The sequence below is a fragment of the Faecalibacterium sp. Marseille-Q0746 genome, assembly GCF_017377595.1.
Classification (GTDB): domain Bacteria; phylum Bacillota; class Clostridia; order Oscillospirales; family Ruminococcaceae; genus Faecalibacterium; species Faecalibacterium duncaniae.
The window spans coordinates 1-25,504 of record NZ_JAFREI010000016.1 but is presented as its reverse complement, the minus strand read 5'-3'; the positions used below and the strand labels follow the sequence as shown (position 1 = coordinate 25,504).

Genomic DNA, 25,504 nt, shown 5'->3' with positions numbered 1-25,504 from the left:
GTTGTTTCCTTTCTGCTGATTCCTACTGCTTTTGGAGATACTCCCGGAAGCATTCGATGAACTCCCGATTCCGCTTAGGGACATCGAACCCCTTCCGATGGGGGAAGAACCCCTCCTGTTCCACATCGTCCAGCAGCTTGGGCAGATTGGAAAACCGGGCAAAGAATGGTAGTGCATAGTCCTGGATCTGCCCGGAAATTTCCTGGATAGAGCGTTCCCGCTCCAGCAGAGTAGATACCTCATAGCGGGGGAAGTCATCATACCGGTGGGTCGGCCGGGCGATGGAGGTACCCACGATACCATCATAGGTTTCCTCCGTCCCTTCCTGCTCACTGCGCCACTGGGCAATCACCGGGGAACTCACATCGAAGAAGGCAGTAAAAGTGGTGGAGCCAAAGCGGATGGAGGGGGAAAAGTAAAAGGAGAACACAAAGATGCCGTCTTTTTTGTAGATGTCATTTTTGCTCTTGCGGTATTTGTAGCCCAGCGGGTTCAAAGGCTCCGCGATCCGCTCACAGGTATAGACGAAGATCTCACGGGGCTTGGTTCCCTTGGGAAAATCCTTCTTCTCCATGTTGCCACCTCAATCAAAATCCATCCAGACCAGGTGTTTTCCGCAGTGGAGGCACTGGAACAGATAGCATTGCAGATGCCCGCCATTGACGGATTCCTGAATCATTTTCTTCTGTTCGTCATCCCACATGGGATCGTCCAACACTTCCTCGAGCACACCCAGCGCCCGCAGTTCTCTGGCACCCACATGGCCCAGGTAGGCGCAGTAGTCGCCACAGTGGGCGCGCCAGTATTCCTGCTGCCAACCGGAGTAGCCGGGAGTTCGGTGGATGAGCTCGTCCAGCTTCTCTGGATCGTCTACACCATTATCCAGAGAGCAATCGTCCTGGAAGCAGCCGTCATATTTCCGGGCTGCTTCGCCACTGGAGATACACTCCGGGCACAGATACTCAATATCCTCCACAGCGTAAAAGGGGCCTGTATAGAAAATATGGGTCGTCTTGCCGCAGCAGTCGCAGACAACGCCGTCTGCGGATTCCTCAAAAGCCCCAGTTTCCAGAGGGTTTGGGTGATACCGGAAGGCAGGCAGGCCCAGCTGGGCCTGCCGTTCCTTTTCTTTCTGCTTTTCCTCCGGCGTTTTGGGCTTGGGGAGAGCATAATGATTGCCCCAGTTTTCCGCATAGTCCTTCAGCGTGCCCAGCCGCTTGAGGGTCTTTTTATCGGAACGATTTCCGATTTGGCAGAGCAGTTCATAGGCATCCTTCTTGAAGTCCAGTAGATCATACATATCCACCAGCACTTCCTTGGCCTGCTGATCCTCACTCTGCTCAAGTTCTTCCTTGAAGGTATATAGAGCGCGGACATTGTCTGGACCTTCATTGGTCGCAACAAACTGTTTTTTTAGTTCGATATAGGTTTTCTGATATTCTGTCATTGGTCGCACCTCCCATCAATCCCACCAGAAATACCAGACAGTGGACTGCCACAGGACATCTGCCAAGGAGCCAATGCTTCCATCCTCATTCTGATCCAGATCTGGGCAGAAACCATATTGCTCCACAGCCACCTCCATAGCTCTTTCCTTGGAGATCGGAGTTGGAAGTTCAAACTCCAATTCATCGTGGCTCATGGCGGCAGGGATGGCACCATGTTGCTCGAACCAGTATTTCGCCACTGCCATCAGGTCCGGTGTGTCGGGACACTCATTCCAATTTCCAAAGGGCAGATAGGCGAAGATCTCCCAGGGGTTCTTTACCGGAATTTTAGCCAGAATGAGCGGATATGTCATTCCGGTATCATCGTTCCAATAGTTTGCGAAGCGGTCGTTGGGTTCTCCGCCCTCCATCTCGCCCAGGACTTCCTCCTCCCAGTCCAGATCATCGTCCTCGGCTTCTTCCTTGCGCTGGCCGGTCAATTCCTCCAAAATCGCCTTTCCGTCCTTAACAGGAGCGGAGAGCATCTTCTTCCGGTACTCCTCTACCGTTTTGAGGTCAAATTTATAGCAGTCCGCATCATGCTCCGAGTCGGCGTTCATTACCAGACATTCCAACAGCGTTTCATCATCCGCCTGGATAAGTACGGGAACAAAGCCCTCCCGTACCCCCAGCCGCTGGGCGTAGCTGTATGCCGACATGATGGGGTCATCATCTGCCATGGATGGGAAATAGGTACACTCGCAGTCCAGATACTCCATGATGGCCTGAGCAACCTCGGAAGGCTCCAGCGTATCCTCGTCGAAGTCCTGTCCCTGCCAGTTTTCAAAGCGTTCCTCAATCACTTGAGCCATGGTCTGATAGTATTTCTCATCAAATGGGATGAATAAGTATGCCTCCTGTTGAAATTCATTGGAGTGGTATCGGGACGGACCAAAATATTTCAGGGCATAGTCATCAATGTCGGCAGGATAGTAGGGGCTGTCGCCCTCTCCGTAGTAATAGCCTGCAAAGGCACGGCCTTGCTGATTGAACAGCACAGAGAACAGACAGCCGTCCAGCTCATCCCGGATAAACTCCCTCAGATCCACATTGGCAGGATCAGCTTTGACCTGTTTGGTCACTTCGCTGTATTCTTTCAAGAAGTCCTCGCCCATCAGGTCGTGCTCCATACACCAGCGCAGGTAGATGGCCATGTGGTTATAAGCATTGATGGGGTCAATAGGCAGTTCCTTCTCCTCAATGCTCTCGATATGATAGGAAGCATCGTCCATCTCACCGTCAAAATCATCATTGGAAAGGGTGCCACGGGTGATTGCATCCTGGCGGGTGGGGTTCACCACAAAGCTGATCCCCGCCATCTTGTCCAGCAGAGCGTCTGCATCATGTTCCAGTTTATAGTCCAACTCGTCCTCATAAAGCGGAATGACCTGATAGAAGTTGACCTCCTCGCCGCCCGGCAGAGTGCAGACCTCGCCGCCCTCCTCTGTACTTTGGGGGCCGGTGAGAATGGCGGCACACAGCTTCGTATTTTCCGCAAAGTTCTCCTTGTTATCCATGGTATGTCCAAAGCCCAGCCAAGTGTCGCTGGCAATGGGCAGACGAGCTAAAACTTTCAGCAGACGGATAGGCCAGTACCACCGCTCATCCTGCATAGATTCCTGAACCAACTTCCAGTCCGCAGGCAGCGCGATAGCCAGCTCCGCCCGCTCCAGCTTGTATTCCGCCAGTTCTTCCGGCACATTCATCCGGTGAGCACCCATACCCATGGTGACCAGGGTATAATAGTCCCGCTCCTCAGTGGGCGGCACGATGCAGATGTCCACATGGATGTCCGGGGAGACCAACTCGTGGAACACATTCTCGACCTTACCGAAATACTGCTCAATGTGACCCTCGACGGCCTCCATCTCCTCCTCTGTGTAGACTTCGGGATTACTGAATTCTTCCTCATCCTGTGTGTCATCATTGTCTGAGTGGTCGCAGCTGTCATCCTCCGGATCTCCCTTTATAGGCTCGTAACCGATCTTCAGGGTCATCTGTTCCTCTGGCAGAGAGATGCCGGGGCTGCGGGTGATGGTGTGCTTATCGTCCGCAGAAAAACCGATGGTCTCGCCGTCTTGCAGCGTCACATCACACGCCAGCACATAGGAGGCAAGGCTGGCCAAAAAGTCCCGCAGTTCCTCCGGCTCAGCGTCGGTGTTCAACACCTCCATTTCCTCCTTGCCAAACACATCCATGCCGTAGGTGTAGCCGTTTAGGCCCCCCTCGCTCCGGTACAGGCCGAACCAAACCCAGTTGAAGATGGGCAGTTCGTCCTCTTTGAGCATATCGGCAAGGCCCTCATAGAAACGAGGCTCAAATACCACGCCGCTGGTGTAGACACCGGTGGCATATTTCTGCTTGCAGCACACTGCCATCGCCTTGGTGAACAGCTTACCTCGTTCCAGCAGTTTTTCCTCCTCGCCCAACACAGCCACCATGATATGGGCCTTGTGCGCTTTGGCCACCTCTACGGCCTCTGGCCACATATAGTTGTTTTCGGCGTTGATCTCTGCTTCATTGTCCGGGATGTGACCGTGGAATAGTGTCACGATCAGCATCATATTGCCGACCCGCATTACCACAGCGTCATCGCTGTTCTCAACATCTTCGTCGCCCTCATCCGGCTCCTCATCTACGATACCCCATTCTTCCCGCAGATCTCGAATCAACTGCTCCTTGTCCCACTCTGCTTTGGAGAGGAGCACAGATCCGGCAAAGGAACCCTTATGGTCGGTTTCCTCCTCGTCGGCGTCATCCTCAAGACCCTCTGCATCTTCATCCGGATCATAGAGGGATTCATGCTCCAGTCCGCGGATAAATTCCTCAAAGCTATCTGCCAGATGGGTAATTTTATAGTCATTTTCCTGATCCACATGGACTACCGCAGGCTCTCCCTGGGGACCGCAAGCCCGGTAGTCCAGGAAAATCATATCGTGTCCGGCGCTTGGACAGTCGCAGATGGCCACACCGATGGCAGGATACTCCCACTCATCGATCATAAACTGGCTGCCCAGCTCTCCACAGAGGGAGCAGCTCTTTTCCCGTCCGATTCCGAAAATGCCGGTGATGGCCACATGATCATCTGACCAACAGGTAGGCTCATCGCAGGGATAGCAGGTGTTCACCGGAATGCCGCCGTTGTGCTGCTTCATCAGCCAGATGTAGGCGGCGGGCAGCTTGTAGCCCAGTTCCTCCTCCACGCTGGCAATCAGCTCATCGGAAGGCGGATCACTGACATATTCTTTCAGTGCATACCAATTATCATCCCAGAAGTTGGTGAGGTCGAAGCCCTCAAATGGGGTATCACCGGGCACGAATTTGGCCTTCTTCTTCCGGCTGCGCTGGCGTTTCCGGATCTCCGCCTTACACTCCCGAATTACCGCCGGAGCATTTTCATCCTCCGGGTCCAGCTCCGCCCACCGCTCGGCGTAGGGAATGGCCTTTTCCTCCTGGCCGTAGAGATACTGATAGCCATAGGCCATCCGCATATTCCACTGGGCCTTGTTCTGGCCTTCCTCCCGGACGGACTCCAGCACCTCAATGGCCCTCAGAAGGGCTTTGTCTCCCTTGGATTTCAAAGTACCTTCGTCATGGTCCCCGATGATGGCGTAGTTCTCCAGTGCACGGGCCAGGGCGTAGGCGGTGCGGTAGTTCCTCCAGTTCTCCGGGATGGCATTCAGTGCCTGGATACAGCGGGTGTACTCATCCTCGTCGTTCCACTGCTCCAGCTGAGCGAAGAATGCTTCGGCGTTCTGTTGGGTGTAAGGAATATAGTCCATGCCCGTCAGCGTTTCGTCCAACTCGTCATCCTGATTCTCAGTTTCTGTCCCATCATCTTGTTGCTTTAGGGGTACAGAACCGGCTTCACGGCGGAAGGTGTGGAAGATGGCCCATGGGATGTCCGTGCCTTCAAAGAACTCTTTCGCCATGTTCAGCGCCTCTTGGATGTCCCAGGCGATGAAGTCCACATAGCCACAGTAGAGGCCGGTAGCCCCGCCGGTGAGAGTGAGCACTTCCGAACCATCCCCGCCGGTGAGCACTTCCTCCAGTTTGTCCCGGAAGTCGAAAATTTTCTGACTGCCTTCCTCCTCCCGCAGGGTATCCAGGGGATAGCAGAAGAAGCCCGCCACCGCGCCGTCGGCATGGAGATCGTCCATAAAATCATTGTCGGCATTCAGATAGCCGTTGATGAGCGGCACACAGCAGGTGGAACCGGCCATTACATCCAGCCGCCAATCGGCGTCCGGGTCCTGTTTGGGTTCCATTTTGTAACCAAGGTAGCTCTCCAGATAGGCTTCCGGGTCGGTGGAGAGCTCCAGGCCCTGCTCCCGCAGTTTGTCGGGCAGCTGGGACAGGAGGAAGGACGGCTCTGCCTTGGGTTCCTCCAGCACATCAAAGCTGTCTATGTATCTCATGTGGGGGATCTCGCCCAGCACTTGGTCGGTGAAGGTGGTGAGCATCCACCAGGCCCGGCCTTCCTCCTCCCGGAGCATAGGCAGCAGCTTTTCACAGTAGGCGGAGATGGCGAAGCTGTTTTCACCCTGCTCCTCCAGCCAGATCTGCACATCATCCCCGGAAATCTCCCAGCCATCATTGGTTCGCAGACCGATGTTTTGAAAAGGTTGACGGCCCACCAGGATGTTCCAGTGCTCCAGCACCTCCTTGGGAGCGTGCTTCTGGAAGTAGACCAGCTCAAACAGCTTGACCTTGTCACCCTCCGGAGTGAGGATCAGCTCGTACTTCTCGCCGTTGAAGCCCATCTCGAAGGAAATCTCGTCAAAAACCAAATTCAGGGTTTCCTCCATTTGGGCCACGATCTCCGCACCGCGGGTGTGATCTTTGTCCTCGTCCATCATCTGGCGCAGCTCTGCTTCCATCTCGGCAAAGGTTTCCCACCAGTTCTCTGTCCGTTCCCGGAAGCACTCCCAGAACTGCGGCAGAGAAATACCCTTTTTGCACGAGTCAATTAGTTCCTCCATGTCCTGTCGGGTGTTGAGCTTAGGATCATCACCGGGATGCAGTTCCAGAGCTTTTTCAAAATGCCGCAGAGCGCGGCCCTCCTGATCCAGATAATAATAGGCATACCCCATACGGAAATTCCAGGAATAAGTATCTCCCAGTTCCTCCTCATGGGACTGCATCAGTTCCAGTGCCTGGTGAAGCAGCTTCCTTCCCTCCGGCTCGCTGGAGTCCGCCAGATTGTTGTAGGCGCGGGCCAGCTCCATATCCATTTCCGGGGTACGCTCCTCGGCAGAGATTGCCTCCAGTGCGTCAACGATTTTCTGGTGTTTGTCCTCCTCATGCCACTTCTGGCACTGCTTCAAAATATCCATATCAGGGTCCTCCTCGTCCTCATCTGGTTTCCAGTCTTTGATCTGCTGGAACACGCCATTTTCATCCCGCTCAAAGGCGCAGGGAGCGGGGGTGTTCAGCAAAGGGATGATGTCGGGATCGTCATTGCAGATCGTGTTCAGCTTGTAGATCCCGGCGTTGTTAGGGTCGTCCATGTACTCGTCGCTCTCATCACCGGCGGTAAAGCGCCAGCCGCTGTCCCAGCCGCCGTCCGGCTCCTCCCTGTAGCAGTAGCCCACCTTGCGGCCCTCTACTGTGATGCGGTTGGTGGCGATGCAGCCATCGGCACCCTTCCAGTCAGGGAGCAGAGATTTCACATCCTCCGCTTTCACATGGTAGTCCCGGTTGCGGCCAGCGGCCTCGTACAGTTCCTTCCGCAGCGCCTCCACATCCCGAGCCATCTCCTGGATCTCCTCGTTGTCCATCATCTCACTGAGGTCATATTCCAGCGGATTCTGGGCAAAATCCGCCAGGGACTTGTTCATGGCGTCGTGTTCCTCTGGCGTGGCGGTGATGCGAATGCGGCGGGCAGGGGTGTTGTACTCGTCCAGATCCTGAAGGTTTACACTGCCGCTGACGCTGCACTCCAGCAGGATGGCGGCCAGATCAGTGACCACATCAATGGCGAAGTGGAAGTCCATCTCCACGCCATCGGAGTGTGTAAACTCCAGATACTCCACGGTCTGGCGGAAGTCCCAGTTTTGTTTGTCCAGCCCAATCTTGGCAAATATCTCGCTGAGGGGGATCTCCTCTTTCTTCTGGTCTTCCAAAAATGCCACAAGGTTCAGACTGTCATCGGAACCGCCAATAAAGTTGCCCCAGTATTTTTTGATATACATTTGTCGTGCCTCCTGTTCTGAATCCAGTCGATCAATGAGCTGATTCAAGTGTTCCAACCACGCAGGAGCGATCTCACCGCTGTCCTCGTTCTTCCAAAGATCCACAATCTCACGGATGCCGTCCTCGTCCGGCACCTCGTTTTTGATGTCGGTGAGCTGCCGCAGCAGGAAAGCAAGGGCTTCTTTGGATGCTGTGAAACCGGTGACTTTATCCCATATAGCTTCTTCATGATCGTAGTCCAGTTTGCTGTTATCCTTCCATTGGAAATACAGCTCCGCCAGAGCCATCGCAGTATTGTCAAAGAGGAAGTCGATTTGTGAGAAGTCAGATCCCAGCATGACTTCCTCTTTCATCAGTTCGATCATCTCGCCCAGATCCATTACCGGATGCTCCGGTACATATTCATTTTTGAGGATGTCCAGTACATCCAGCCCTTCGTCACGCTCTAATGCTTTTATGCCCCATGCTCCCATGTCGGCACCTCTCTTTCTTTATTTCGTATCAAGCTTCTATTGTCAATCATGGTTCTCCACCCGGATAATGGGCCGGTAGAAGTCATAATCTCCGTTTAGTTCCTTGTCCTCCTGCACTTCCGGCTTACAGTGGGGCGAACAGGGTAGGAAACCGAGAAATGGGCCCAGCCCGCCGCAGATATTGCACCCGCCGTCACCGCCGCAGGTGGTAAGTCTATCAGCCTGCACCACTTCCCGCATATAGGGATCGTAGGCGATGGACAGGCCGAAGAAGTTGGGTTCCTCCATATCATAGGGTCGGTTCTCATCCTCATCCATGTCCTCAAACCAGCGCAGACGCATGGAGTAGTCTAACCCATCTCCCCATGGGAACAGGGTCCGACATCCGCCGCCGCACAGGTAGGCCCACTCGTCCGCTGTGGGCAGCGAAAGTCCCTGCTTTTCCAGCCCGGCAAGAAGCGCATCGTAGTCTGTGCAGTGATAAATCCAGGTCTGAAATCCATCTTCTGTCCGTTCTATGCGGGCCGACTGATGCAAGGTAAGACTGCTGCTGTCACTCCAAGCAAAATCACGGAATTCCTTCAGCCAGTCAGGGTGGGCAGTCAGCCTGGGATCGTCCATCTTGACCGGCTCCCAGCACAGTTCCTCCAGCTCCCGGCCCACCAGCATGGGGCCAATGACCGCCTGCCGAACGGGAGCCATGCTTTCCCGGATCATCTCCTCCGGGTTCTGCGGTTCCATTTCCCATTCCCGGAACAGATACTCCAATTCCTCCCGGCTCTCCTGATTCAGTCCCACGGCAAACTGCTCCCAGCCCAGGGTGACGGTATCGCCGGGAACAAAGACAAACTTCCGGCCATCTTTTTCGAATATGCCGGTGGTGCTGCTCTGGCCCCAGCGGTCAAAAGTATGTAGATCAAGAAAGGTCATATTATAACGAGCAGCCAGGCTTTCCATCAGTGTCTGCTTCTCGGTGGTGTCCATTTGATTGAATTGGGGACGGGACAGTTTTTCGTTCATAGTAAGTTCTCCTACAGCCTATCCAGGTTTTCCTGTAAATCGCCCTGCATCAAGTGCTGGGCAATGGCTTGGTTCAGTGGCTTATGGGGGTGATAGGCTGCCTGCTCTACATCGTGCAGGCACTCCTCCATCAATGCCTCCGGAGAAATGCCTTCCCGTTTGCCATAAAGATGGCCGAAGGCATAGCACACGGACTTGAGAAAGTCGAAAATATAGTCGTGATTTCCACGCATACTGGGCAGGTCGTTGAACGAGCCCATACCTCCGTATGCCCGAAGATGGTGGGCAACCTCCCGCCGCTGGTTCCAGTCCTGAATGTCCCGCTCCAACCAGTCGATCCAGTTTTGGAACTCTGGATGGTCTGCCAGAAGGATGGAGCGCAGACAGGTCAGAGCCTCGGTATAAATATCAGACTGTTTCATTGGCCATCGCTCCCCCAAATACCTCCATAGAGCACACCATCTTTTCCAAGGAACAACATCCGGCTGCGAAGCAGGCTGCACTGCTCCACAGCAACCTTGTTTCCGTCACAGGTGGGAATAGCCTCCTGTTTTTTCCCAAGGTGATCACCATGAGCGGTAAGGAAGTAGAATTTATCCCGTTGCTGGTATCCGCCTTGAAACAGGAAGGTATTGCCGGACGGGGCAACAGAAAAAGCTCCGCTTCCTTCGATTGGCAGTTCAAATACAAAGTCCTCTTTGAAGTTCGTCCGCACCAGCCGGAATTCATCGTAATAATAAAACCACAGGTTTTCTTCTTCGTCCAGGCTGATGGCGTAGCAGTCATAGATGGAATAGTTCTCATTCTTCCAGAGAGGAGTTCCCTCCGATGTCCATGCAATCAGGCCGCAAGCACCCAGAGGTTCATCCCAACCGTAATTACCAAATACACCTTCGTCAAAGTAGCTGGTAATGATGGTGCCATCTTTTTTTACCACACAGTCTTGAATGCCATCCCCCAGGCAGAAACGGGACAGCACAGCTCCGTCCCGGCTGACGATCCAGGCGTTCTGGTCGGGGCCGTTTTCCCGATAGGCGCATCTTGCCCCCAGCAGGAGGAAGTGATCACCTGCGGGCCGCAAATAATGAAACTGGAACTTCAAGAGGCCAAGAGGAAACAGCGTCGTTTCCAGCACCCGCTGTTCCGCCCAATCCAGCTGGATTTCCACTGCGGTATAGGTGGAAGGAGTGCTGAGCCAGTCCTTACCCTGTGTTTCGGACGGCTGTTCCATGAGAAGATAGACTTTTCCATCCCTTGCCGTGAAAAAGTCTGTCACTTCTGTGCCCTCCAGATGTTTTTCCCGGCGCAGCTGGTCCAGGTCAATGATGGAGAACAACGGCAGATTTTTGGCTTTTATAGGTTTGTTCATAGTGTCTCCTCCTGGCTACTTTAACGCTCCATCATAGGTGTGGCTTTCCCAGGCGGCCTCAAATTCCGCCTGCTCTATGACGCAGGCGTGGAACTCCTCACCCCAGACATGGGCGTTCAATTCCTCCACGGTGGGGATCGGCGTGATCTCGATGGCGCCGTCGTAAAGGTCAGGGATATTGCGGGTGCGGCCATCTGCAAAGATGTCAATGGAGTGGAGGGCCAGCCGCTCATTTTCTGTATCCACTTCATAGAGGATCACCGACGGTTCTCCCTCCGGTGCGTCCTCCCAAAAAAGCTTGATGTACTCCATCATTCCATTTCCCTCATTTGAACCAATGCCACCCTGTCATGGTGCCGGTTACCTCATCTATCTGTATTGCAATATCATAATTGCCGCGACAGCCCAGCAAGGCCGCGAGATGATCGTTTTCCATAATCAAATCATAAAACTCAACCGCTATGTCTTGGAATTCCTTCGGAATTTCCAGTGCAGAGAAGAAATCCACTGATTGAGCATTTTGGAAAAATTCAATGGCCGTTTTACTGCATTTTACTATAATCCCTGTTTGAGTGGTCAAATCTTTCATGCTTTCGCAACCTCGCTCATGTTCAGATACATCCCCATCGTTTTTTCATTGTCACAGGCCGCCCGGATCATTTTGGACAGCAGCATCAAATCGTCGATGTATTGGGAGTACACGCAGAACACATCCTCGTCGGAGTCGAAGTGAAACAGATCCATGCCGCTGTTATTTTTCTCAAACTCCCGGATCACGCCCCGGACCAGCCGTTCCCAGTCTCCGCTGCTGCCGGTCAGTCCCAGCCGGCAGAATTCTTCTGTCCGGAACCCGTCACTGATCTTCAGCAGAAGGGAGATGGCATAGGGGTGGTGGGGAATGAGAAAGAATGGCGCGATCTGCTCCGGCTTTACCCAGATTTTGAAGGGCGGACGCGGATCGGGTATCCAGGGCAAGATTTCCCATTCGTCCTCCGGTCGGTTTCCGTATTGGCAAAGGTCTTTCATAGTGTTCTCCTCATTCGATGTCGTTTCGTTCTTCTTTTACATCCAGTGGAGCGCCGTCCAGAGATGTGATCTGTGACAGTTCTGTTTCCGTCAGATTCTTCAGGAAAATGCAGTATTCATTTGGGTATCCGCCCACAAACTCCATTTTGGGCATCCCGATCTGCTGCGGGTCGGTAATCCACAGGCAGGGTTCTCCCGTTGCCCAAAAGTGAGTCAGCGTAAGAATTTGGCCGTTGTAAATTACTTTCTGTTCCATCCTCATTTCTCCTGCATTTGCCTCAGCAGCTTCACGATCCGCTCCCGGTTCTTTGCGGTTTTCATGAAGGTGGGGAGATGGTCAGCCTGGGTCATTTTCGCTCTTCCCGGCGGCTTTTCCCGCAGGTCGGCGCTGAGATAGCCGATCAAATAGGCAAGATGTTCCCGGTTGAGTGCCCAGACCGACTTACCCTGGAAGGAGGTCAAAAACCATAGTTCCAACCTGAAATAAGGTTCTCGCCCATCCCTGATTTCGCCAATATATGAAAACGCCTCCGCTGTTTTATGAACTTCTCCTGACATGGTTGTTCCACAATAGGGACAGGCCACATGGAGAACGGAAAACTGCTGCTTTGCCTCATCTTCAATATCCACCCGATAGTATCTGCCGCAGTTTTTGCACTGGTTATGGACATCATAGCGGTAGATCGTCCGGTCGCGGGTCTCCTGATGGCCGCAACTCAAACAGCGGAAATAGGCGTTATCCTCATCCGCTGTCACCACACCCGCGCCGTGGCACTTGGGGCATTTCACCTGAATGCCGGAGGTCAGGGCGTTGTATGCACTGTATGTAAAGTAGGGTTTATCGACGATTCGGCTCATGCGCCCACACACTCCTTTCATCCGTCTTTCTCTAAATAAAATCCCCATACGCAGTTGGAGAACTCTCCAGCAGCAAAGCGGTGGATCTGCCCATCAATCTCTACCTGCCAGACCTCGAAGGTATGGTCTTGGTGATAGATGGGGTCTTTGATTTTTACCCGCTTGCCGGTGGTTTGCCAGTCGTAGTCAAAGATGTTCACACCGAACAATTTGCATTGACCGTCCGGGCCAAAGGTTTCATATTCCCAAGCCATGTGATGCCTCACACTTCCGTGCGCTGCCAGCCGTTCAGCCGCTCCTGCACCGCATCAATCTTCCAGCCTTCGCCCACACGCTTCATAAGAAAGCGGCGGTCAAAGCCGGTGTTTTTCTCCCTGGTGTAGATGTAGAGCTTGTTTTTGGTGATCTGCTCTGCGTCAAGGAATTCTTCCCCGTTGTAGGTGCCCTGGGCGCTGTATGAGAGGCCCAGAGGTCGATAGCCCGGACGGGGCTTTTCGCTCACATATTTCTCCCAGATCGTCAGCAGACGGGGCACTGCCTCAGCACCTTCAAACCCGGCCTGCTCCATGTACTGCTCCCACTGCGTCATCTCGGCAAAGAAAGCGGACAGCACCCTGCGGCATTCCGCCGCCGCCTGCTCATCCAGCTGGACGGGCTTTTTGGCCTTTTCCCGCTGGAGCTGGAAGAAGTGTTCCATCTGCTCCTGGGTGAATTGCACATGGGCCACTGGCTCGATGCGGTTGTTGCCAGCGATGGCCAGCAGGCCCTCATAGGTAACGGCGGTATGGTCGATCTGGATGTGGGAGAGCTTGGGGATGGAGGCCGCCTGGAGCAGACCGGCATCATCCAGCCCGGTACGGTTGAGCGTCAGAAGGTCCAGCTTGCAGCCTTGCAGAGCGGACAGACTGCTGCCGTGGATGGCGGCGTTACCGTCCAGCAGCAGATAACGCAGCTTGGGCATAGCGGAAAAAACGGGGAAACAGGCGTCAGTGAGCGCACCGTCCTCCACGCCGAAGTTGGCCATGCTTTTATGTCCGGCAAAAGGGGCAAGCAGTTCATCCGTCACCGGATAGCTTTTCACATGGAAGCCCACCAGGGTGTAACCGGCCAGCTGCTCCATGAGTTCCATGGTCATCTCCGGAATTTCAAATTTCTTTTCTCCGTCTAAGGTCAGGACACCATTTTCCCAGTCCGCTGTCCGCGCCCGTTTTGGTAATTCCATAGCGCGCCTCCTTATTCCTGCTCTTTGTAACTGGCTTCGATGTCGATGAAGCGCACATACACGGCGCAGACTTCGCCCTTTGCATCATAGCCGAAGTAGACGGGATAGTAGCCGTCACCCCAGCCGGAAGCAAAGATGGGCAGATTGCAGTCCGTGTCCGGCACGGTCCAGTTGAGCCAGTCGCCGCAGTCCCCCTGATATTTGGGGTGGGCTTGGGCGTTTTCCTCCAGGAGATCGCAGAACAGGTCGTTGTAGGGGTCGATGTCCGGGTCTTCTTCCAGCCGCTTGGCCCAGTAGGTCTTGAAGGCCGCCTGAGTCTGGATGTCCGCAACACAGCCCATTCCAGCGTCTACGCCAAAGCCAAAATACTCGTCCTCGCCCAGTTCCTCGTCCAGATCCTCTTTGCCGGTCATGCCCAGCTCATAGCGGACAGGCTTTTCCCGGCTAACTTCCACCTTGACGCAGGCATAGCGGTCACCATATTTCTCACTGGGCACCACACAGATCTTTACGGGATAAGTCCCGGCGGGGATCGTTTGAAGGAACGGCAGCGTGTCCTCCAGTTCCACCAGCGGGTCGCAGGCAAAGATCTGCCCGGTGGGGAAATGGACGGCGCCGATGTCCAGCACATCCACCGCCATATTCCCAATCACTTTCTCTGTGAAATGGGCCTCCAAGTCATCTTTACAGGTCAGTTTGTTCTTGATTGCTTCGTATTTGTTCAGCCATTCAGTTGTAGGCATATCAGTTTTCTCCTGTTGATTCTGTTTCTTGATGTACACACTCTTTGAGCCGTCCCAGCAGCAGTGGACACACCGGCCATTCTGGAAATGATGGGAACAATTCGGGTAGCCATAGAGAACATGGACACATTCCGGGCACAGCCCCATCATCTGTGAGGAGCCTTTGAAAAACAGGCTTCCGCACTCATCACAAACGGCCAGTTCTTTTTCTGCCATAGGGATCACCAGTCCCGTTCCCGGATGGCCTCCTCGGTGTCAATGGGGATGCCAAACCACTCCAGAATGTAGGCCACGGTTGCCGCGATACATTCCCGCGCCACCGTTTCGATCTCACTGTCGTTCTCGTAGAATTCGTCCTGGAGATCATTGATGCCGCAGACCGCCTCATCCAGTTTTTCCTGCACCGCTTCGGTGTCGGTTTCGCCGCTCTCCAGCAGGTGGATGACCTTCTGAAGCTCGTCCTTTACCTTGTCTACCAGAAAAGCAGGATAGTAATCGTCTTGATACATCTCGTCCAGCAGTTTGTAATTGGGGTCAAATGCTTTCATAGGGATTGCTCCTTTCTTAACCACATCAAAGTTCACTTGGATACCCGATTTTGTCCAGACCCGCCTTTATTTCTTCCCATTCATTGCGCTTAGGGTTCAACACAGCGACCAGTTCTTTTGTTACCGGAACCCCATCAGCAAGCTGGCGCACAGCCTCCAAAGGCAGGTCTGCTGGGTAAAACCACTTCCCGTAATCCACATAGCTCTGTGGATTACCATCAATCGTGGAGAGCAGATCTTTGGATGCGTCCTCGCCGTCCATGGGATTGCAGTGCCAGGTGGTGCCATCTTCCGTCCAGACGCAGAAGGTACTTTTCATCTTTTTGACTTCACGGCTGCCCATGAGCTTTTGCAAAGCAGAGGGCATTCCATCCGTCAGGTCTTCGATACGGGGAAATTTTTCCTCCCAGTCGTAGAGTTCGGAATCCACACCGTTGATTACACAGCCTTCCGGCGCAAACATGACGATCATGCTCTGGTCACTGCCATCAGTGGCAAAGAATGCCTCTTTGCCTTTTCGCCATGCGGGGTTGTATGTATAGTGGCGAATGAAGCTCCATTCCTCCTCCACCATGATTATGTCCAGAGCAGCCAGCCCTTTGCAGAAGCTTTTCAAGCGCTCCGCATTGGGAAGGCCAGATAAATCTTTTGTGGAAATCATTATGCTATCCTCCTTACCCCTCAATATTGGCAGTTTTGAGACCCTTTTTCAAGGAGCCGTAGACCGTCACCGCATGGTCGGTGAACATCTCATCGCAGTCAAACCAGGCGGTGAAGCTGCCGCCGGAGGTGACGGACAGGCTGGTCATGCTGATCCGACGGGCCAATTCTTCCTCTGTGATGGGGTCTGTTTCCGGGTCACGGGGATTTTCTTCATCTTGGGAGAGCCAGTTGTTGGCCAGCTCGGTCAGGTTCTTTGCCGCAAGCTCCCGCATGGCCTTGTCCCAGGTTTCGCAGTCGGCCAGCAGCTTTTTGGCGGCACTGCGGGCGCGGGTCCAGGATGGCTTGCTTTCAGCATTGACCTCCAGAGAAAGGAGCACATCCTTTCCGCACCACTGGATCTCTCCCTCGAAGGTATCATAGTCCTTGTCCAGCTTCAGCTCACCCAGCACCTGGTCCTGGATCACCACCGGCTTGTGGTACTCGTCCAGAACGGCTTGAAGTTCCGGACAGTCCTCGTGGGCCTTGACCACCTGGGAGATACACCAGGGCCATGCCACCAGATCTTTTGCCCATTCCTCTTTCATCCGGCGGATCTTCAGGCGGCAGATCTGCTCGTTTTGAAAGCGTTCCCAGCCCTTTTCGCTGTTACGCTCCTCATCGGTGACCGGCCACTCCAGCCGCTCCTCTTTGGTGCTGACCTTGCCGGTGTCACAAAATACCACGCCCAGCGTCACAACGGTCATTTCCCAAAAGTTGCCTTTCCAGTTAAATCCGCCTCCGATGCAGCGATTGATCAGAGCGACCACTTCCTGCTCCTCGGTCTCATACATCTCATAGAATTCTTCGAACATAGATCATTCTCCTCATTTCTCAAACTCGCCCTCGATCATCCCGTTCAGATACCGGCCGGGATCTGCGATGAAGTCATCCCATTTGGCCAGAGGGTGGAATTCCTCATGCTCTATGTCCAGATACCACAGCTTTTTGTCCCTGGGGCTCCACAGCAGCAGATAGTCGCTGTAGTTGTCCATCTGCACCATGAGGGAGAGCAGCTTCTTCCGTTTCCAGGTCATCTCCTGCACATCCATGAAGGAGTAGAGCTCCGCCCACTTCACCAGTTCCCGCTCTGGAAATTCCAGCCGCAAGGGGCCGGTCTTCAAGTATTCCACCAGCTTGGCAGGCAGCTTGTAGGGCATGAGCTGCCGGACTTTTTCCTGTTCGTTGTGCCATTCCTCCGGTTCCAGGGCTTTTAAGTAGTCGGCCAGCTCCTGATTTTTGTTCTGCACCGCCACGGTGTAAGGCCGGTCACCGTATTTGTCAGCAATGGTGATGTCGGCTCCTTGCTCAATGAGCCAGCGCACCATGGGGAGATTCTTATGCCGAGCCGCTTCGGTGACAGCGGTAGAGGCGTTCGGAAACACCATGTCCGGCTTGTGGTAATTGATGTCTGCCCCTTTTTCCAGAAGCAGCTGGGCAAGTTTGGTATTGCCCTCAGACACAGCGGCCCGGAATGCCTCGCCGCCAAACTTGTTCACTGTGATCCCGGCTTGCTCTAGCACCAGGATATTCTCCGGACGATTGCCCCAGCGCACTTCCTGGAAGGCCCGCTCTTTCTGCTTCGGGCTGAGTTTTGCGGCCTGTCCAGCAAAGAGCGCCACCACCTCCGGCCCACAACAGCGGGCGGCAGTGAGCAGCAGGAGCTGTTCCTCTGCCAGACCGGGATCAGCTCCATGCTCCAGCAGGAAGTGGATCATGGGCACATCATTCCGAAAAACCGCGATCTCCAGCGGCATCAGCTTGATATATTCGCTGAGCTGGATGGGAACATCTAAATCCAGACCGCCCTGGAGCAGTACCTCCAGCTTGGAAGTGTCATAGTCACAAATGGCGGCAGCCGTTTCCGGGAGGGTCTCCCAGCGGCCAATATATGCAATTTGGTACATAAGGCACCTACTTTCGTTGTTGTTTCACTTTATAGGGAACGGTTCGGCCCAGCACCCGGCCCTTGCCAACGGCATTGGCTCCCTCATAGATCAAAAATTCCGCATTGTTTTCCAGCGGGGCATAGTCAATGGTATCTGGATATAGGGGTTGGGCATTTCCCAAAGCTGGTGTATCAAATGTACACTCGGTTCCGTCCAGAAAGCATACACCCAAATATTCTGTAGTTCCTGTGACCACAAAATGGGGACAATACTTTCCGCTGACCAGGCTGGGTGGTATTTTTCGTTTGCCGCTCCAGAAGATGACCTCCACATGGAGCACCGCCCGGTTTTCATCTGTCCCGATCACGCTGTCGCCCTCCTTTATCCCGTCATCTGGCTGCGGTATACTCAGGCCAGCTCTGCGTCCAGGATCTGGACTGGTTTTCCTTTCTCGTTCACATAGTAAAGGGCGATATAGTCGATGCCGTCCCGCTTGGCCTGCTCCCACGGCATCCGTTCACCGTTGATCAGTTCCACGGTATCCGCCTCATCCGGTTCAAAGTTCTCTTTTTCGTCCTCATAGTCAATGCTGTACCCCAGCTCCAGCACCAACTTGGAGGCGGGGATCTCATACCGCTTGAGGGGGCGGTGCTCCAGCTCGGATGGATCATGTTCATCGCAGAACATATTGTCGTAGCCATGCCGTCCACCGTCAAAGATGACGAACTCCTCGCCGCTCTCCGGGTCACGGGCTGTCACCAGTCCGGGGGCCTCGTCGCTATCTATGATATAGGATTGGGGTTCTCCTTTCACCGTGAGCAGATCTCCGTAATACCAAACCTCCAGCAGTTCATTGCCGGTGGTGGAACAAAGTATCACGGTGGGCAAACGCTTCTCCGCCCATTCTTTCACATGGCCGATGAGCCAGGTGGGATATTTCTCAGTCATCATAGTCTTTCTCCTCCTATTTCAATTTCAGCACAAATCCCCAGATACTCACCACAATCAGGAGAACACCCAACAGAAAGAACACCACCCGCCGGTATCCTCTGCTGTGGCGGTGGGCATCCCGCGTACCAGTGGGGTCGCAGAGCCAGTTCCAGTTGCGGGTCGCTCCAATTAAAATCACGGCCCCGATGAGCACCGAGGCAATATACCAATGCTCTTGCAAAAATACTGTGATCTGTTCGCTGTTCATTTACATATAACCCCCTTTTCATCATCGGGAGTTTCCCGCCGAATAAATTCCTCCCGTTCTTTCAAATCTATTTCCAAGGCTTTTTCCTCCTCAAGATATTCCTCGCAGTCCCGAACCAGCTTTTGGGCGGCTGGGTCATCCGGGGCCAGGGCCAGCCAGCGTTTTGCGTATTCATAGGCGATGGCTGCGGAGCTGTATGCCATCAGGCAGGAATAGCCCATCCGGGAGTTCCAGTAAGGGTCGTTTTCTCCCTGGGTGCGAACGGACTCCAGCAGTCGGATGGCGTGCTGGATGAGATTTCCGTCCACTTCACTGTCGGTTCCGTGCTCTCCATGATCTCCCAGGACCGCCAGATTGCTGTAAGCCCGACTCAACTTGACGGTTAGCAAATAATCTCGCTCCTGCTCCGGGATAGCCTCGATGGCCTCAATACATCGTGAGAACTCGTCCGCATCATTCCACTCCTCAGTCTGCTCCAGCAGTTTTGTTTCTTCTGTCTGATTCATCATTTCACCGCCTTTTCCGTGTCATCCTTTGCCTTTTTTGAAGTGTTCGCTGCCTCGCCAGGTGTTGACCACACAGGTGAAGATCTGGCCGCAGTGCTTGCACCTAATCATGTGAGCCATAATTTTGTCTGCCCAGCCATCCTCTGTCTTTACCTTCTCCAGTGGGCAGGTGGATTCCTCTTGCATCAGTTCAAATTCCCCCTCCGACACCAACTGCTGAATGTAAGCAATACAGGCCAGATAGTCCTTTGGGGCGTCAAATTTTCTCCATGTTTGAATGTTTCGGCAGTGCTCGCACATAGTGGACGCCTCCTTACGCAAATACCTGCTGGTATTTCTCTTTTCATACCGTGCGACTTTTTTAGGTCTGCTGGTGCTGCATGGACACGATATGGCAGTCCGGGCAGAATTCCACATAGAGCGTGCCCTCCGCACAGTCAAACACCGTATCCCACTGGATCTGGGCCAGATATTTCATAGGTTTCCCGCAGTGGGGGCAGGTCGTATATTCCGCGTCCTGTACCCAGTTGGCAAAGCCACCCACCGTGTTCACATCCTGGCAGGCCGCACCGTAAAACAGGGGCACGGGCGCTTCGCCCAGCACAAAGGGATTTTCCGTGAGGGCCTTGTAGTCCTCGGGACTGACATAGCAATCCGTTTTCTCCGCCCCGTCAAAGAGCTCGGAGGGAAAGACTTCCACGCCGCCATCCAGGGTAAAACTGTTAAAGGCTGGACCTTTCAAGAATCCCACACAGTTGGGGCAGCAGGTGGCAGTCAGAATACCATCCAACCCCAGAAATTTCAGCCGCTCATCCCGGCCATCCAGCACCAGCATGTCCACCATGCGTCCGCCACAGTGGGGGCATGTGTCCTCCCGTGCCCGGCCAATGCGGACGGGAGATTTCTCGCTGGTGGTTCCTTTGACCATAGGATAGCAGGTATCGAAGTTGAGCTGGATTTTCTGGCCCTCCTTGTCGAAGGTCCAGCCTCCGATCTGCGCATAGCTGGATGGGTCTACATAGAGGCCCTTGCGCCAGGGCCGGGGATTTCGCTCCAGCTCCAGCAGAGTCTCCATTGCCTTGTCATCTCCTTGCATAGCAAGGCAACTCATCAGGTTGGAGGCCGCGCTGGAATATTCTGCGGACAACAGCGCATGGATCAGACCATCCCGCACATCGGCGGGAGCATGATAATAGATCTCACAGGGCCAGAACACCTCTGCGGCCAGTGCCACTCGCTGAATCTCCGGGGTGATGGCATCATGGTAGCCAAGCAGCTGCCAAAAGTCGGCGAACTCTGGGTTCTCCATATCAGCCAGCCTCTGGATGTTCTGTATCAAGTTTCTTTGTTTTTCGACAATTTGTTCCGGCATCCAGGCCAGAGCAGCTTGCCGTTCTTGCTCGCACTTACATTTCCAACACAATCCCTCATAACCCAATGGGGTTCCACAGCTGGGGCAGGTATATTTCAGACTCATGTTCTCATACTCCTTTCAGGCAATAAAAAAGCCCCACGCCGCACTGTCATAAAGACAGGCTGACGCAGGGCATGAAGAAGCCGCGTTGAAGGAGCCGCATCCACCAGCAGATGTAGTTTCTTCAACAACCAAAATAATTTTTTCGTATCTTAAAGCAGCAAATTGCTGTCCAATATATTTGTTCATAGCGGCACCATTTGTTCTGAGCGTAGTTTTATATCTTATTATATCACAGCACCCCTTCAATGAAAATATTTTGTTGGAAATGCTAATGAAAAATTTTTGTGAATTTGTTAAGGCGCAGGGGCTGTTATCTCCATAGTGTCTGGATGGATCAGAGTGATTACTTTTCCCTGATGCAAGGCATAGTTGACTGTCTGTGCTGTACCTGAGCGCAGCTTTTTCTGATTATCAAACACACCGATAAGGTACTCTGCATGATCGACCATATAATAATTTCTTTTTTTATAACTGGAAACATCCGCAGAATGTGAAATAACAATAGAATCGTTTGCGTTTTGGATCAGCTTTTTCAATCTATGTTTACTCTGATCCGGCCATTTAGAGTCATAGCCGAGAAGGGAACTACAACGATAATTTTAATATAAAAGTCAATATGCTTCATCCGGTTCGGTAGGTGCTGCGGTAATATCGCGGTAGAAAGTAGCCCATGCAGCTTCCTCATAGGGGCGTACAAAAAAGAAGCCAATGCTCAATGGAATTGTCAGCAGAAGAACAAGAGAAATCGCCAGAGCCTCTGAACCGGTGAAATATTTGAGAACCAGAAAACCCTCGGCATACAGTGGCACCGAACAGAGCAGCTCCCAGCCAATGAAGCTGAAATCCAGACAGAACAGCCGCCATTTGTTGCCATTCATGATCCGCCGGGATTCTGTGATCGCTTCATTTGCGGTCAGCGAAGGATGCTCGGACATGATGTAAGGTGTCATCGCATAGCTGTATGTTTTCACGATTCCCGGAATCACCAACAGCAGCGACCAGAGGGCGATGTACAGACCCTGCAGGAATTTCATGCAGAAGCCATCCCACAGACGGTCTTTCTGAGAGAACAAGTCCGAGATGGCAGCATCATTTCCATCTACAAGGTTCAGATTAAAATGAGCATATCCCAGTTGAACTGCACCGCCCACGATCAGTTGGAGGACTGCCCACAGAACAATGCCGGCAAGCAGAACAGCAAGCAGCCGACCGCCGTTGGGCTGGGAGAACAGTTCAAAATGGATGTCCTTTGCCTGATTGGAATTGGATACGGCACTGTTGGAACTGCTCACAATGGTAGCACCGAGCGCACTGGCGGCAATACCTGTCAAAACAGCAGTTTTCCATTTTCCGCGCAGGGCATCGAGAGCGAGCATACGATAGTCGGCAGATACTTTCATAAAAGCAACCTCCTGTCTGAAAACGGCAAGGATTTGTGAAATAGGAAGATGATATGCCACTTTAATTTAGATACGTTTGAAAAGCTAAAAAAATTGCAGCATGAATGAAAAAGAGGCTGTTACACCGGTTTTATCCTTGTGCAACAGCCCCTTCCTTTACTTCAGCAGCTTGTCCAGTTCATCATATTGCATTACTGGAGCTTTGCAAGGATTTCTTCAGCCGTCATACCGCTGGCAAGCAGCTTCTTCAGCACATCTTCTGCTTCGCCCTTCTTTGCTTCTTCTGCTGCTTTTGCTTCGGCGGCAGCTTTTTTGTTTTCGGCTTTGGCAAGTTCCTTGGTGGCGGCTTTCAATTCTGCTTTCTTGGCTTTCAGCTGCGTCTTCAGATCATCGAGATTTGCAGTCAACGTAGCAACCTCAGATTCGATTTTCTCTTTTTTTGCGGCCTTTTCTGCAATGACTGCTACATAATCAACGCTGGCCTTTACAGTACGAGCCTTATTCTTGCTTCCCTTGGGTCTTGCCATAATAATTTCCTCCCATAAAGTGAAATAATTTGATACTTACAAGTATATTTCCAAATAGTCAGAATTGCAATAGGTAACATGAGCCGTCTTCAACTGCCAATGCAAATCTTATTCGGTATGCCCGAAGATCGTCGCAAATGTATTCCTTCAATGGTAACAATCATGGAGATTAGTGTTTATCTGGAGATTACCAAAGGATAAATAGAAGCAGTATTAAAGCCGTTCACCACGCAGATTTTCCAGCGTGGCGAACGGCTTTTTTGCTGCCCCTATATTTACAGGTAGGAGGAATCGAAGAAGTCTTTTAATGTAATTCCTAAACCCTGACAAATTCTTTCAATCGTCTCTACGCTTAACTGCCCTCCCCGACGGGCAGTTGTTTGAATCGTGGAATACGATATTCCGCATTTCTTTGCCAACACACACAGATTCATATCACGCTCTTGCATCAAATCCTGAACACGCTTAATCGTATCCACGAAATTCCCTCCCATCTTTTTAGTTCAAAACTTTTCCGACAATCTCGAATCTTTGCTCTGGAGATATAATAATTGGTGAATATTTGGTGTTAAGAGAGACCAAAACCGGTTGATTGTGCACCACGCCATAGCTGTCGGTAAGGAATTCTGCTTGGGTTTTATCCGGGGTATGTTCATCGTATTTTTTCAGATATCCACAGTCATCATATACGAATATCCCGATATCCCCGCATTCAAGTTCTTCGCAGCGCTTTACCCATACGATTTGTCCGCTATGATAACGTGGCTCCATACTATCACCGCTAACGTATATCCCGAACTCGGCACCAGCCGGAACGCTACTGGCAGGCACTTGTATCTGCTGGAACATTTCACCCTCAAGAAAAGCTCCTAGACCTGCCGATACTGGCAACTCTGATACAGGCATCATTATGTAGTCGATTTCCGCGGGCTCTTCTGCGTCTGGCTGGTAGCGCCGGGATGCAATCAAGTCCATTTCGTACTCAGCGACTTTTTTTTGCCCGATGTCATTTAGAAGGGCGGGTTTCTGGAAGTTCTTTGTAAAGTAGGAAGGACCCTCCTTGATGTTCAATGCGTAGCAGATTGCAACTAGTTGGTAGATGCTAGGAGTGGTATAGCCTTTTTCCCATTTGCTGATTCCTTTATCACTGACATCGACGCCATAGTGACGGAGAAGTTCAGAGAAAGTTACAAGTGAATAGCCATTCCTTTTTCGTGTGCCTGCGAGAATCTGACCAACCTCATTGCTATCCCTCGCAGCGACTGCATCATAGCGCACTGTGGATGGGGCTATGTGCATTTTGGTGAGCGTGGTTTTCTTTTTCATAACAAGAACACTCCTTTGTAATCCGGTAGCTCTATTATAGTATAGAAAATATAAGAAATCAACAGGAAATCTCTAAAATGGCGATAAATGCGTAATTGAAATCTCCATAAAGTGGGTGTATAATCAAACCAAATCCACAAATAACAGCCTTTTGGTGTTATTTTCGTATGGGATTGTGTTTGTTTGGCGTTTTTTTGCGAGGTGATACTATGAGAAAAGAAAATGTAAGATGTCCAATGTGCGGAACCATGAATTATGATGTGGATCTTGATGAAACCGGTGGCTGGACAAAATGCCGTCTGTGCAAAGCAGTGACCTGCTCTATGGATGAGTGGAAAAAACATACAGTGTCCGTTCCGCTGTTGAACGAAAAACAGCTCGTGGCACGCAGTATGATTCGCAAGTAATGCACACTGTGTTCTGACAAACCTGTAAAAGGAGGGGTTCTGATGTGTGGTGATTACACCCTTCGCCGTGAGAAAAGATACGTCGAAGTGGACGTTCGTTTTACTCCTGATGGCAAGATCCGCCCTCTTGCCATAAACTATGACAAGGCTCACACTTATGGAATTGATCGTGTCTTGGCAGTCAAACACGGGACATCACGCCTAGGCGGAAAAGGTCACTGCTTCACCTGCCTGATTTGCGGTCAGAAGCGGAATCTTTGGCTTGAACAGGGCAAGTGGTTCGTGGAAGCCTACTGTTCCGTGCCGGAAAGCTGTGCTTCGTAATGGCAAAATACTTATCCCGCACAGACCTTTCGCACATAGCGGGCAGGTATATCGAGCAGTACTATAACTTTTTCGGAATTAGCAAGGATGCCCCAGAACCCATTGACCCGGAACGGCTCGCAAGTTCTGTTCTTGGGCTGAATGTGAAAATGCTGCCGTTATGCAGCGATGGCAGTGTCCTAGGACTGACTGTTTTCCAGAAATGCGGTTTTACCGTAACCTTGGGGGACGGAACAAAGCTTGTAGAGGTGTTCATGCCGAAGGACGTCGTAATCGATTCCGCCCTTGCGGCAGACAGCTGCACCGGATGCCGGAATTTCACGATAGCGCATGAAGCGGCACACCATATTCTGGCTGACCAGTTTCCGAACGACTACGGAAAAGCAGTCAAGTGCCGTGGGCACATTGCCTATCGGGAACGAAACGGACAGCCCTCATGGGAAGAATGGCAGGCGAACACCCTTGCAGCGGAGCTGCTGATGCCAACATTTCTGGTCAACGCCGAAATAAAACGTGCAGCGCTGTGCCTGCCAAACGGAATCCTGTACAAATCCGCATCGGACCCGAACTATGAAAAAATTTTGGAGATGGCTGCACGGATGGGAGTATCGTGGTCTGCGATTAGGATCAGATTACAGCAGATGCAGATCATCAACGGCAAACCCATCCACTGCCACCCATTAGACGTCATTCGATTTGGAGAATAATATGACTTGGTCAAATAATCGCTCTTTTAAGAGTAAACCGCTGAACAATATACAGCAGGCACAATTCAGCATTGGCTGGAGGTTTTGTCCGGTTTGCGGACAC

The 25,504-nt window shown here is 52.4% G+C and carries 32 protein-coding genes and 1 pseudogene; 3 read left to right on the top strand and 30 right to left on the bottom strand.

What is annotated here, in order from left to right; all coding sequences use genetic code 11:
* Positions 1 to 22: 22 nt before the first annotated feature.
* From J3351_RS09840 to J3351_RS09695, 30 genes and pseudogenes are all read right to left on the bottom strand, one after another.
* Positions 23 to 574, bottom strand: coding sequence for a DUF4304 domain-containing protein (locus J3351_RS09840; RefSeq protein WP_207697633.1), 552 nt, complete (start codon positions 572 to 574; stop codon positions 23 to 25).
* A 9-nt stretch (positions 575 to 583) separates the two neighbouring features.
* Positions 584 to 1,447 carry a CbrC family protein gene (locus J3351_RS09835; protein WP_097775142.1) on the bottom strand — a complete coding sequence of 288 codons (864 nt, stop codon included), beginning with the start codon at positions 1,445 to 1,447 and terminating at the stop codon, positions 584 to 586.
* Positions 1,448 to 1,462: 15 nt separating this feature from the next.
* A complete protein-coding gene (locus J3351_RS09830) occupies positions 1,463 to 8,155 on the bottom strand; it encodes a DUF2185 domain-containing protein (protein WP_207697632.1) in 6,693 nt (2,230 codons plus the stop codon).
* 42 nt (positions 8,156 to 8,197) lie between these two features.
* The gene (locus J3351_RS09825) at positions 8,198 to 9,175 is read right to left on the bottom strand and encodes a hypothetical protein (protein WP_118553533.1); all 978 of its coding nucleotides are present in this window, start codon (positions 9,173 to 9,175) and stop codon (positions 8,198 to 8,200) included.
* Between the two features lie 11 nt (positions 9,176 to 9,186).
* On the bottom strand, positions 9,187 to 9,597 hold the full coding sequence (locus tag J3351_RS09820; RefSeq protein WP_097775145.1) for a hypothetical protein: 411 nt from the start codon (positions 9,595 to 9,597) through the stop codon (positions 9,187 to 9,189).
* Positions 9,594 to 10,544, bottom strand: coding sequence for a hypothetical protein (locus tag J3351_RS09815; RefSeq protein WP_006773008.1), 951 nt, complete (start codon positions 10,542 to 10,544; stop codon positions 9,594 to 9,596). Before J3351_RS09815 ends, J3351_RS09820 begins: the two co-directional genes overlap by 4 nt.
* A gap of 15 nt (positions 10,545 to 10,559) precedes the next feature.
* Positions 10,560 to 10,859 (bottom strand): hypothetical protein, encoded by a 300-nt coding sequence (locus J3351_RS09810; protein ID WP_006773009.1) that lies wholly within the window; start codon positions 10,857 to 10,859, stop codon positions 10,560 to 10,562.
* A 10-nt stretch (positions 10,860 to 10,869) separates the two neighbouring features.
* A complete protein-coding gene (locus J3351_RS09805) occupies positions 10,870 to 11,133 on the bottom strand; it encodes a hypothetical protein (RefSeq protein ID WP_006773010.1) in 264 nt (87 codons plus the stop codon).
* Positions 11,130 to 11,570 (bottom strand): immunity 51 family protein, encoded by a 441-nt coding sequence (locus J3351_RS09800; RefSeq protein WP_207697631.1) that lies wholly within the window; start codon positions 11,568 to 11,570, stop codon positions 11,130 to 11,132. Before J3351_RS09800 ends, J3351_RS09805 begins: the two co-directional genes overlap by 4 nt.
* Positions 11,571 to 11,580: 10 nt before the next feature.
* Positions 11,581 to 11,826, bottom strand: a complete 246-nt coding sequence (locus J3351_RS09795; RefSeq protein WP_173015261.1) for a hypothetical protein — start codon at positions 11,824 to 11,826, stop codon at positions 11,581 to 11,583.
* 2 nt (positions 11,827 to 11,828) lie between these two features.
* Complete coding sequence (locus tag J3351_RS09790) at positions 11,829 to 12,428, bottom strand: hypothetical protein (protein ID WP_050005806.1); 600 nt, start codon at positions 12,426 to 12,428, stop codon at positions 11,829 to 11,831.
* Between the two features lie 17 nt (positions 12,429 to 12,445).
* The gene (locus tag J3351_RS09785) at positions 12,446 to 12,682 is read right to left on the bottom strand and encodes a hypothetical protein (protein WP_002576922.1); all 237 of its coding nucleotides are present in this window, start codon (positions 12,680 to 12,682) and stop codon (positions 12,446 to 12,448) included.
* 8 nt (positions 12,683 to 12,690) lie between these two features.
* Positions 12,691 to 13,650: an NTF2 fold immunity protein gene (locus J3351_RS09780; protein ID WP_207697630.1), complete on the bottom strand. Its 960-nt coding sequence runs from the start codon at positions 13,648 to 13,650 to the stop codon at positions 12,691 to 12,693.
* A gap of 11 nt (positions 13,651 to 13,661) precedes the next feature.
* Entirely contained in the window at positions 13,662 to 14,609 is a 948-nt protein-coding gene (locus tag J3351_RS09775; RefSeq protein WP_207697629.1) for a DUF4241 domain-containing protein, read from the bottom strand.
* 5 nt (positions 14,610 to 14,614) lie between these two features.
* The gene (locus J3351_RS09770) at positions 14,615 to 14,941 is read right to left on the bottom strand and encodes a DUF5713 family protein (RefSeq protein WP_207697628.1); all 327 of its coding nucleotides are present in this window, start codon (positions 14,939 to 14,941) and stop codon (positions 14,615 to 14,617) included.
* A 25-nt stretch (positions 14,942 to 14,966) separates the two neighbouring features.
* On the bottom strand, positions 14,967 to 15,602 hold the full coding sequence (locus J3351_RS09765; RefSeq protein ID WP_207697627.1) for a hypothetical protein: 636 nt from the start codon (positions 15,600 to 15,602) through the stop codon (positions 14,967 to 14,969).
* A gap of 13 nt (positions 15,603 to 15,615) precedes the next feature.
* Complete coding sequence (locus J3351_RS09760) at positions 15,616 to 16,455, bottom strand: DUF2262 domain-containing protein (RefSeq protein ID WP_207697626.1); 840 nt, start codon at positions 16,453 to 16,455, stop codon at positions 15,616 to 15,618.
* Positions 16,456 to 16,467: 12 nt separating this feature from the next.
* Positions 16,468 to 17,547, bottom strand: a complete 1,080-nt coding sequence (locus tag J3351_RS09755; RefSeq protein ID WP_207697625.1) for an ankyrin repeat domain-containing protein — start codon at positions 17,545 to 17,547, stop codon at positions 16,468 to 16,470.
* Between the two features lie 7 nt (positions 17,548 to 17,554).
* Positions 17,555 to 17,896 (bottom strand): hypothetical protein, encoded by a 342-nt coding sequence (locus J3351_RS09750; RefSeq protein ID WP_006773019.1) that lies wholly within the window; start codon positions 17,894 to 17,896, stop codon positions 17,555 to 17,557.
* Positions 17,897 to 17,937: 41 nt separating this feature from the next.
* Positions 17,938 to 18,480, bottom strand: coding sequence for a hypothetical protein (locus J3351_RS09745; RefSeq protein ID WP_006773020.1), 543 nt, complete (start codon positions 18,478 to 18,480; stop codon positions 17,938 to 17,940).
* Between the two features lie 13 nt (positions 18,481 to 18,493).
* On the bottom strand, positions 18,494 to 18,727 hold the full coding sequence (locus tag J3351_RS09740) for an immunity 17 family protein (protein WP_015563522.1): 234 nt from the start codon (positions 18,725 to 18,727) through the stop codon (positions 18,494 to 18,496).
* On the bottom strand, positions 18,724 to 19,236 hold the full coding sequence (locus tag J3351_RS09735; protein ID WP_223383279.1) for a hypothetical protein: 513 nt from the start codon (positions 19,234 to 19,236) through the stop codon (positions 18,724 to 18,726). Before J3351_RS09735 ends, J3351_RS09740 begins: the two co-directional genes overlap by 4 nt.
* Positions 19,237 to 19,254: 18 nt before the next feature.
* Positions 19,255 to 19,533 (bottom strand): hypothetical protein, encoded by a 279-nt coding sequence (locus tag J3351_RS14355; protein ID WP_156072587.1) that lies wholly within the window; start codon positions 19,531 to 19,533, stop codon positions 19,255 to 19,257.
* A 61-nt stretch (positions 19,534 to 19,594) separates the two neighbouring features.
* On the bottom strand, positions 19,595 to 20,710 hold the full coding sequence (locus J3351_RS09725; RefSeq protein ID WP_156072584.1) for a hypothetical protein: 1,116 nt from the start codon (positions 20,708 to 20,710) through the stop codon (positions 19,595 to 19,597).
* A gap of 15 nt (positions 20,711 to 20,725) precedes the next feature.
* Complete coding sequence (locus tag J3351_RS09720; RefSeq protein WP_166437330.1) at positions 20,726 to 20,896, bottom strand: hypothetical protein; 171 nt, start codon at positions 20,894 to 20,896, stop codon at positions 20,726 to 20,728.
* Between the two features lie 107 nt (positions 20,897 to 21,003).
* Positions 21,004 to 21,314, bottom strand: a pseudogene (locus tag J3351_RS09715) (SLOG family protein); the annotation flags it as partial.
* Positions 21,315 to 21,321: 7 nt separating this feature from the next.
* Positions 21,322 to 22,110 carry a DUF975 family protein gene (locus tag J3351_RS09710; protein ID WP_117476743.1) on the bottom strand — a complete coding sequence of 263 codons (789 nt, stop codon included), beginning with the start codon at positions 22,108 to 22,110 and terminating at the stop codon, positions 21,322 to 21,324.
* A gap of 191 nt (positions 22,111 to 22,301) precedes the next feature.
* Positions 22,302 to 22,637 (bottom strand): hypothetical protein, encoded by a 336-nt coding sequence (locus J3351_RS09705; protein ID WP_015565819.1) that lies wholly within the window; start codon positions 22,635 to 22,637, stop codon positions 22,302 to 22,304.
* A 275-nt stretch (positions 22,638 to 22,912) separates the two neighbouring features.
* The gene (locus J3351_RS09700; RefSeq protein WP_223386064.1) at positions 22,913 to 23,116 is read right to left on the bottom strand and encodes a helix-turn-helix domain-containing protein; all 204 of its coding nucleotides are present in this window, start codon (positions 23,114 to 23,116) and stop codon (positions 22,913 to 22,915) included.
* A 19-nt stretch (positions 23,117 to 23,135) separates the two neighbouring features.
* Positions 23,136 to 23,963: a LexA family transcriptional regulator gene (locus J3351_RS09695; RefSeq protein ID WP_097775156.1), complete on the bottom strand. Its 828-nt coding sequence runs from the start codon at positions 23,961 to 23,963 to the stop codon at positions 23,136 to 23,138.
* A gap of 209 nt (positions 23,964 to 24,172) precedes the next feature.
* Between J3351_RS09695 and J3351_RS09690 the strand changes: the two genes are divergently transcribed.
* From J3351_RS09690 to J3351_RS14175, 3 genes are all read left to right on the top strand, one after another.
* Positions 24,173 to 24,370 carry a hypothetical protein gene (locus J3351_RS09690; RefSeq protein ID WP_097775157.1) on the top strand — a complete coding sequence of 66 codons (198 nt, stop codon included), beginning with the start codon at positions 24,173 to 24,175 and terminating at the stop codon, positions 24,368 to 24,370.
* A gap of 42 nt (positions 24,371 to 24,412) precedes the next feature.
* On the top strand, positions 24,413 to 24,694 hold the full coding sequence (locus J3351_RS09685) for a hypothetical protein (protein WP_015565736.1): 282 nt from the start codon (positions 24,413 to 24,415) through the stop codon (positions 24,692 to 24,694).
* A gap of 254 nt (positions 24,695 to 24,948) precedes the next feature.
* Positions 24,949 to 25,401: an ImmA/IrrE family metallo-endopeptidase gene (locus tag J3351_RS14175; RefSeq protein WP_242699373.1), complete on the top strand. Its 453-nt coding sequence runs from the start codon at positions 24,949 to 24,951 to the stop codon at positions 25,399 to 25,401.
* Positions 25,402 to 25,504 lie beyond the last annotated feature (103 nt).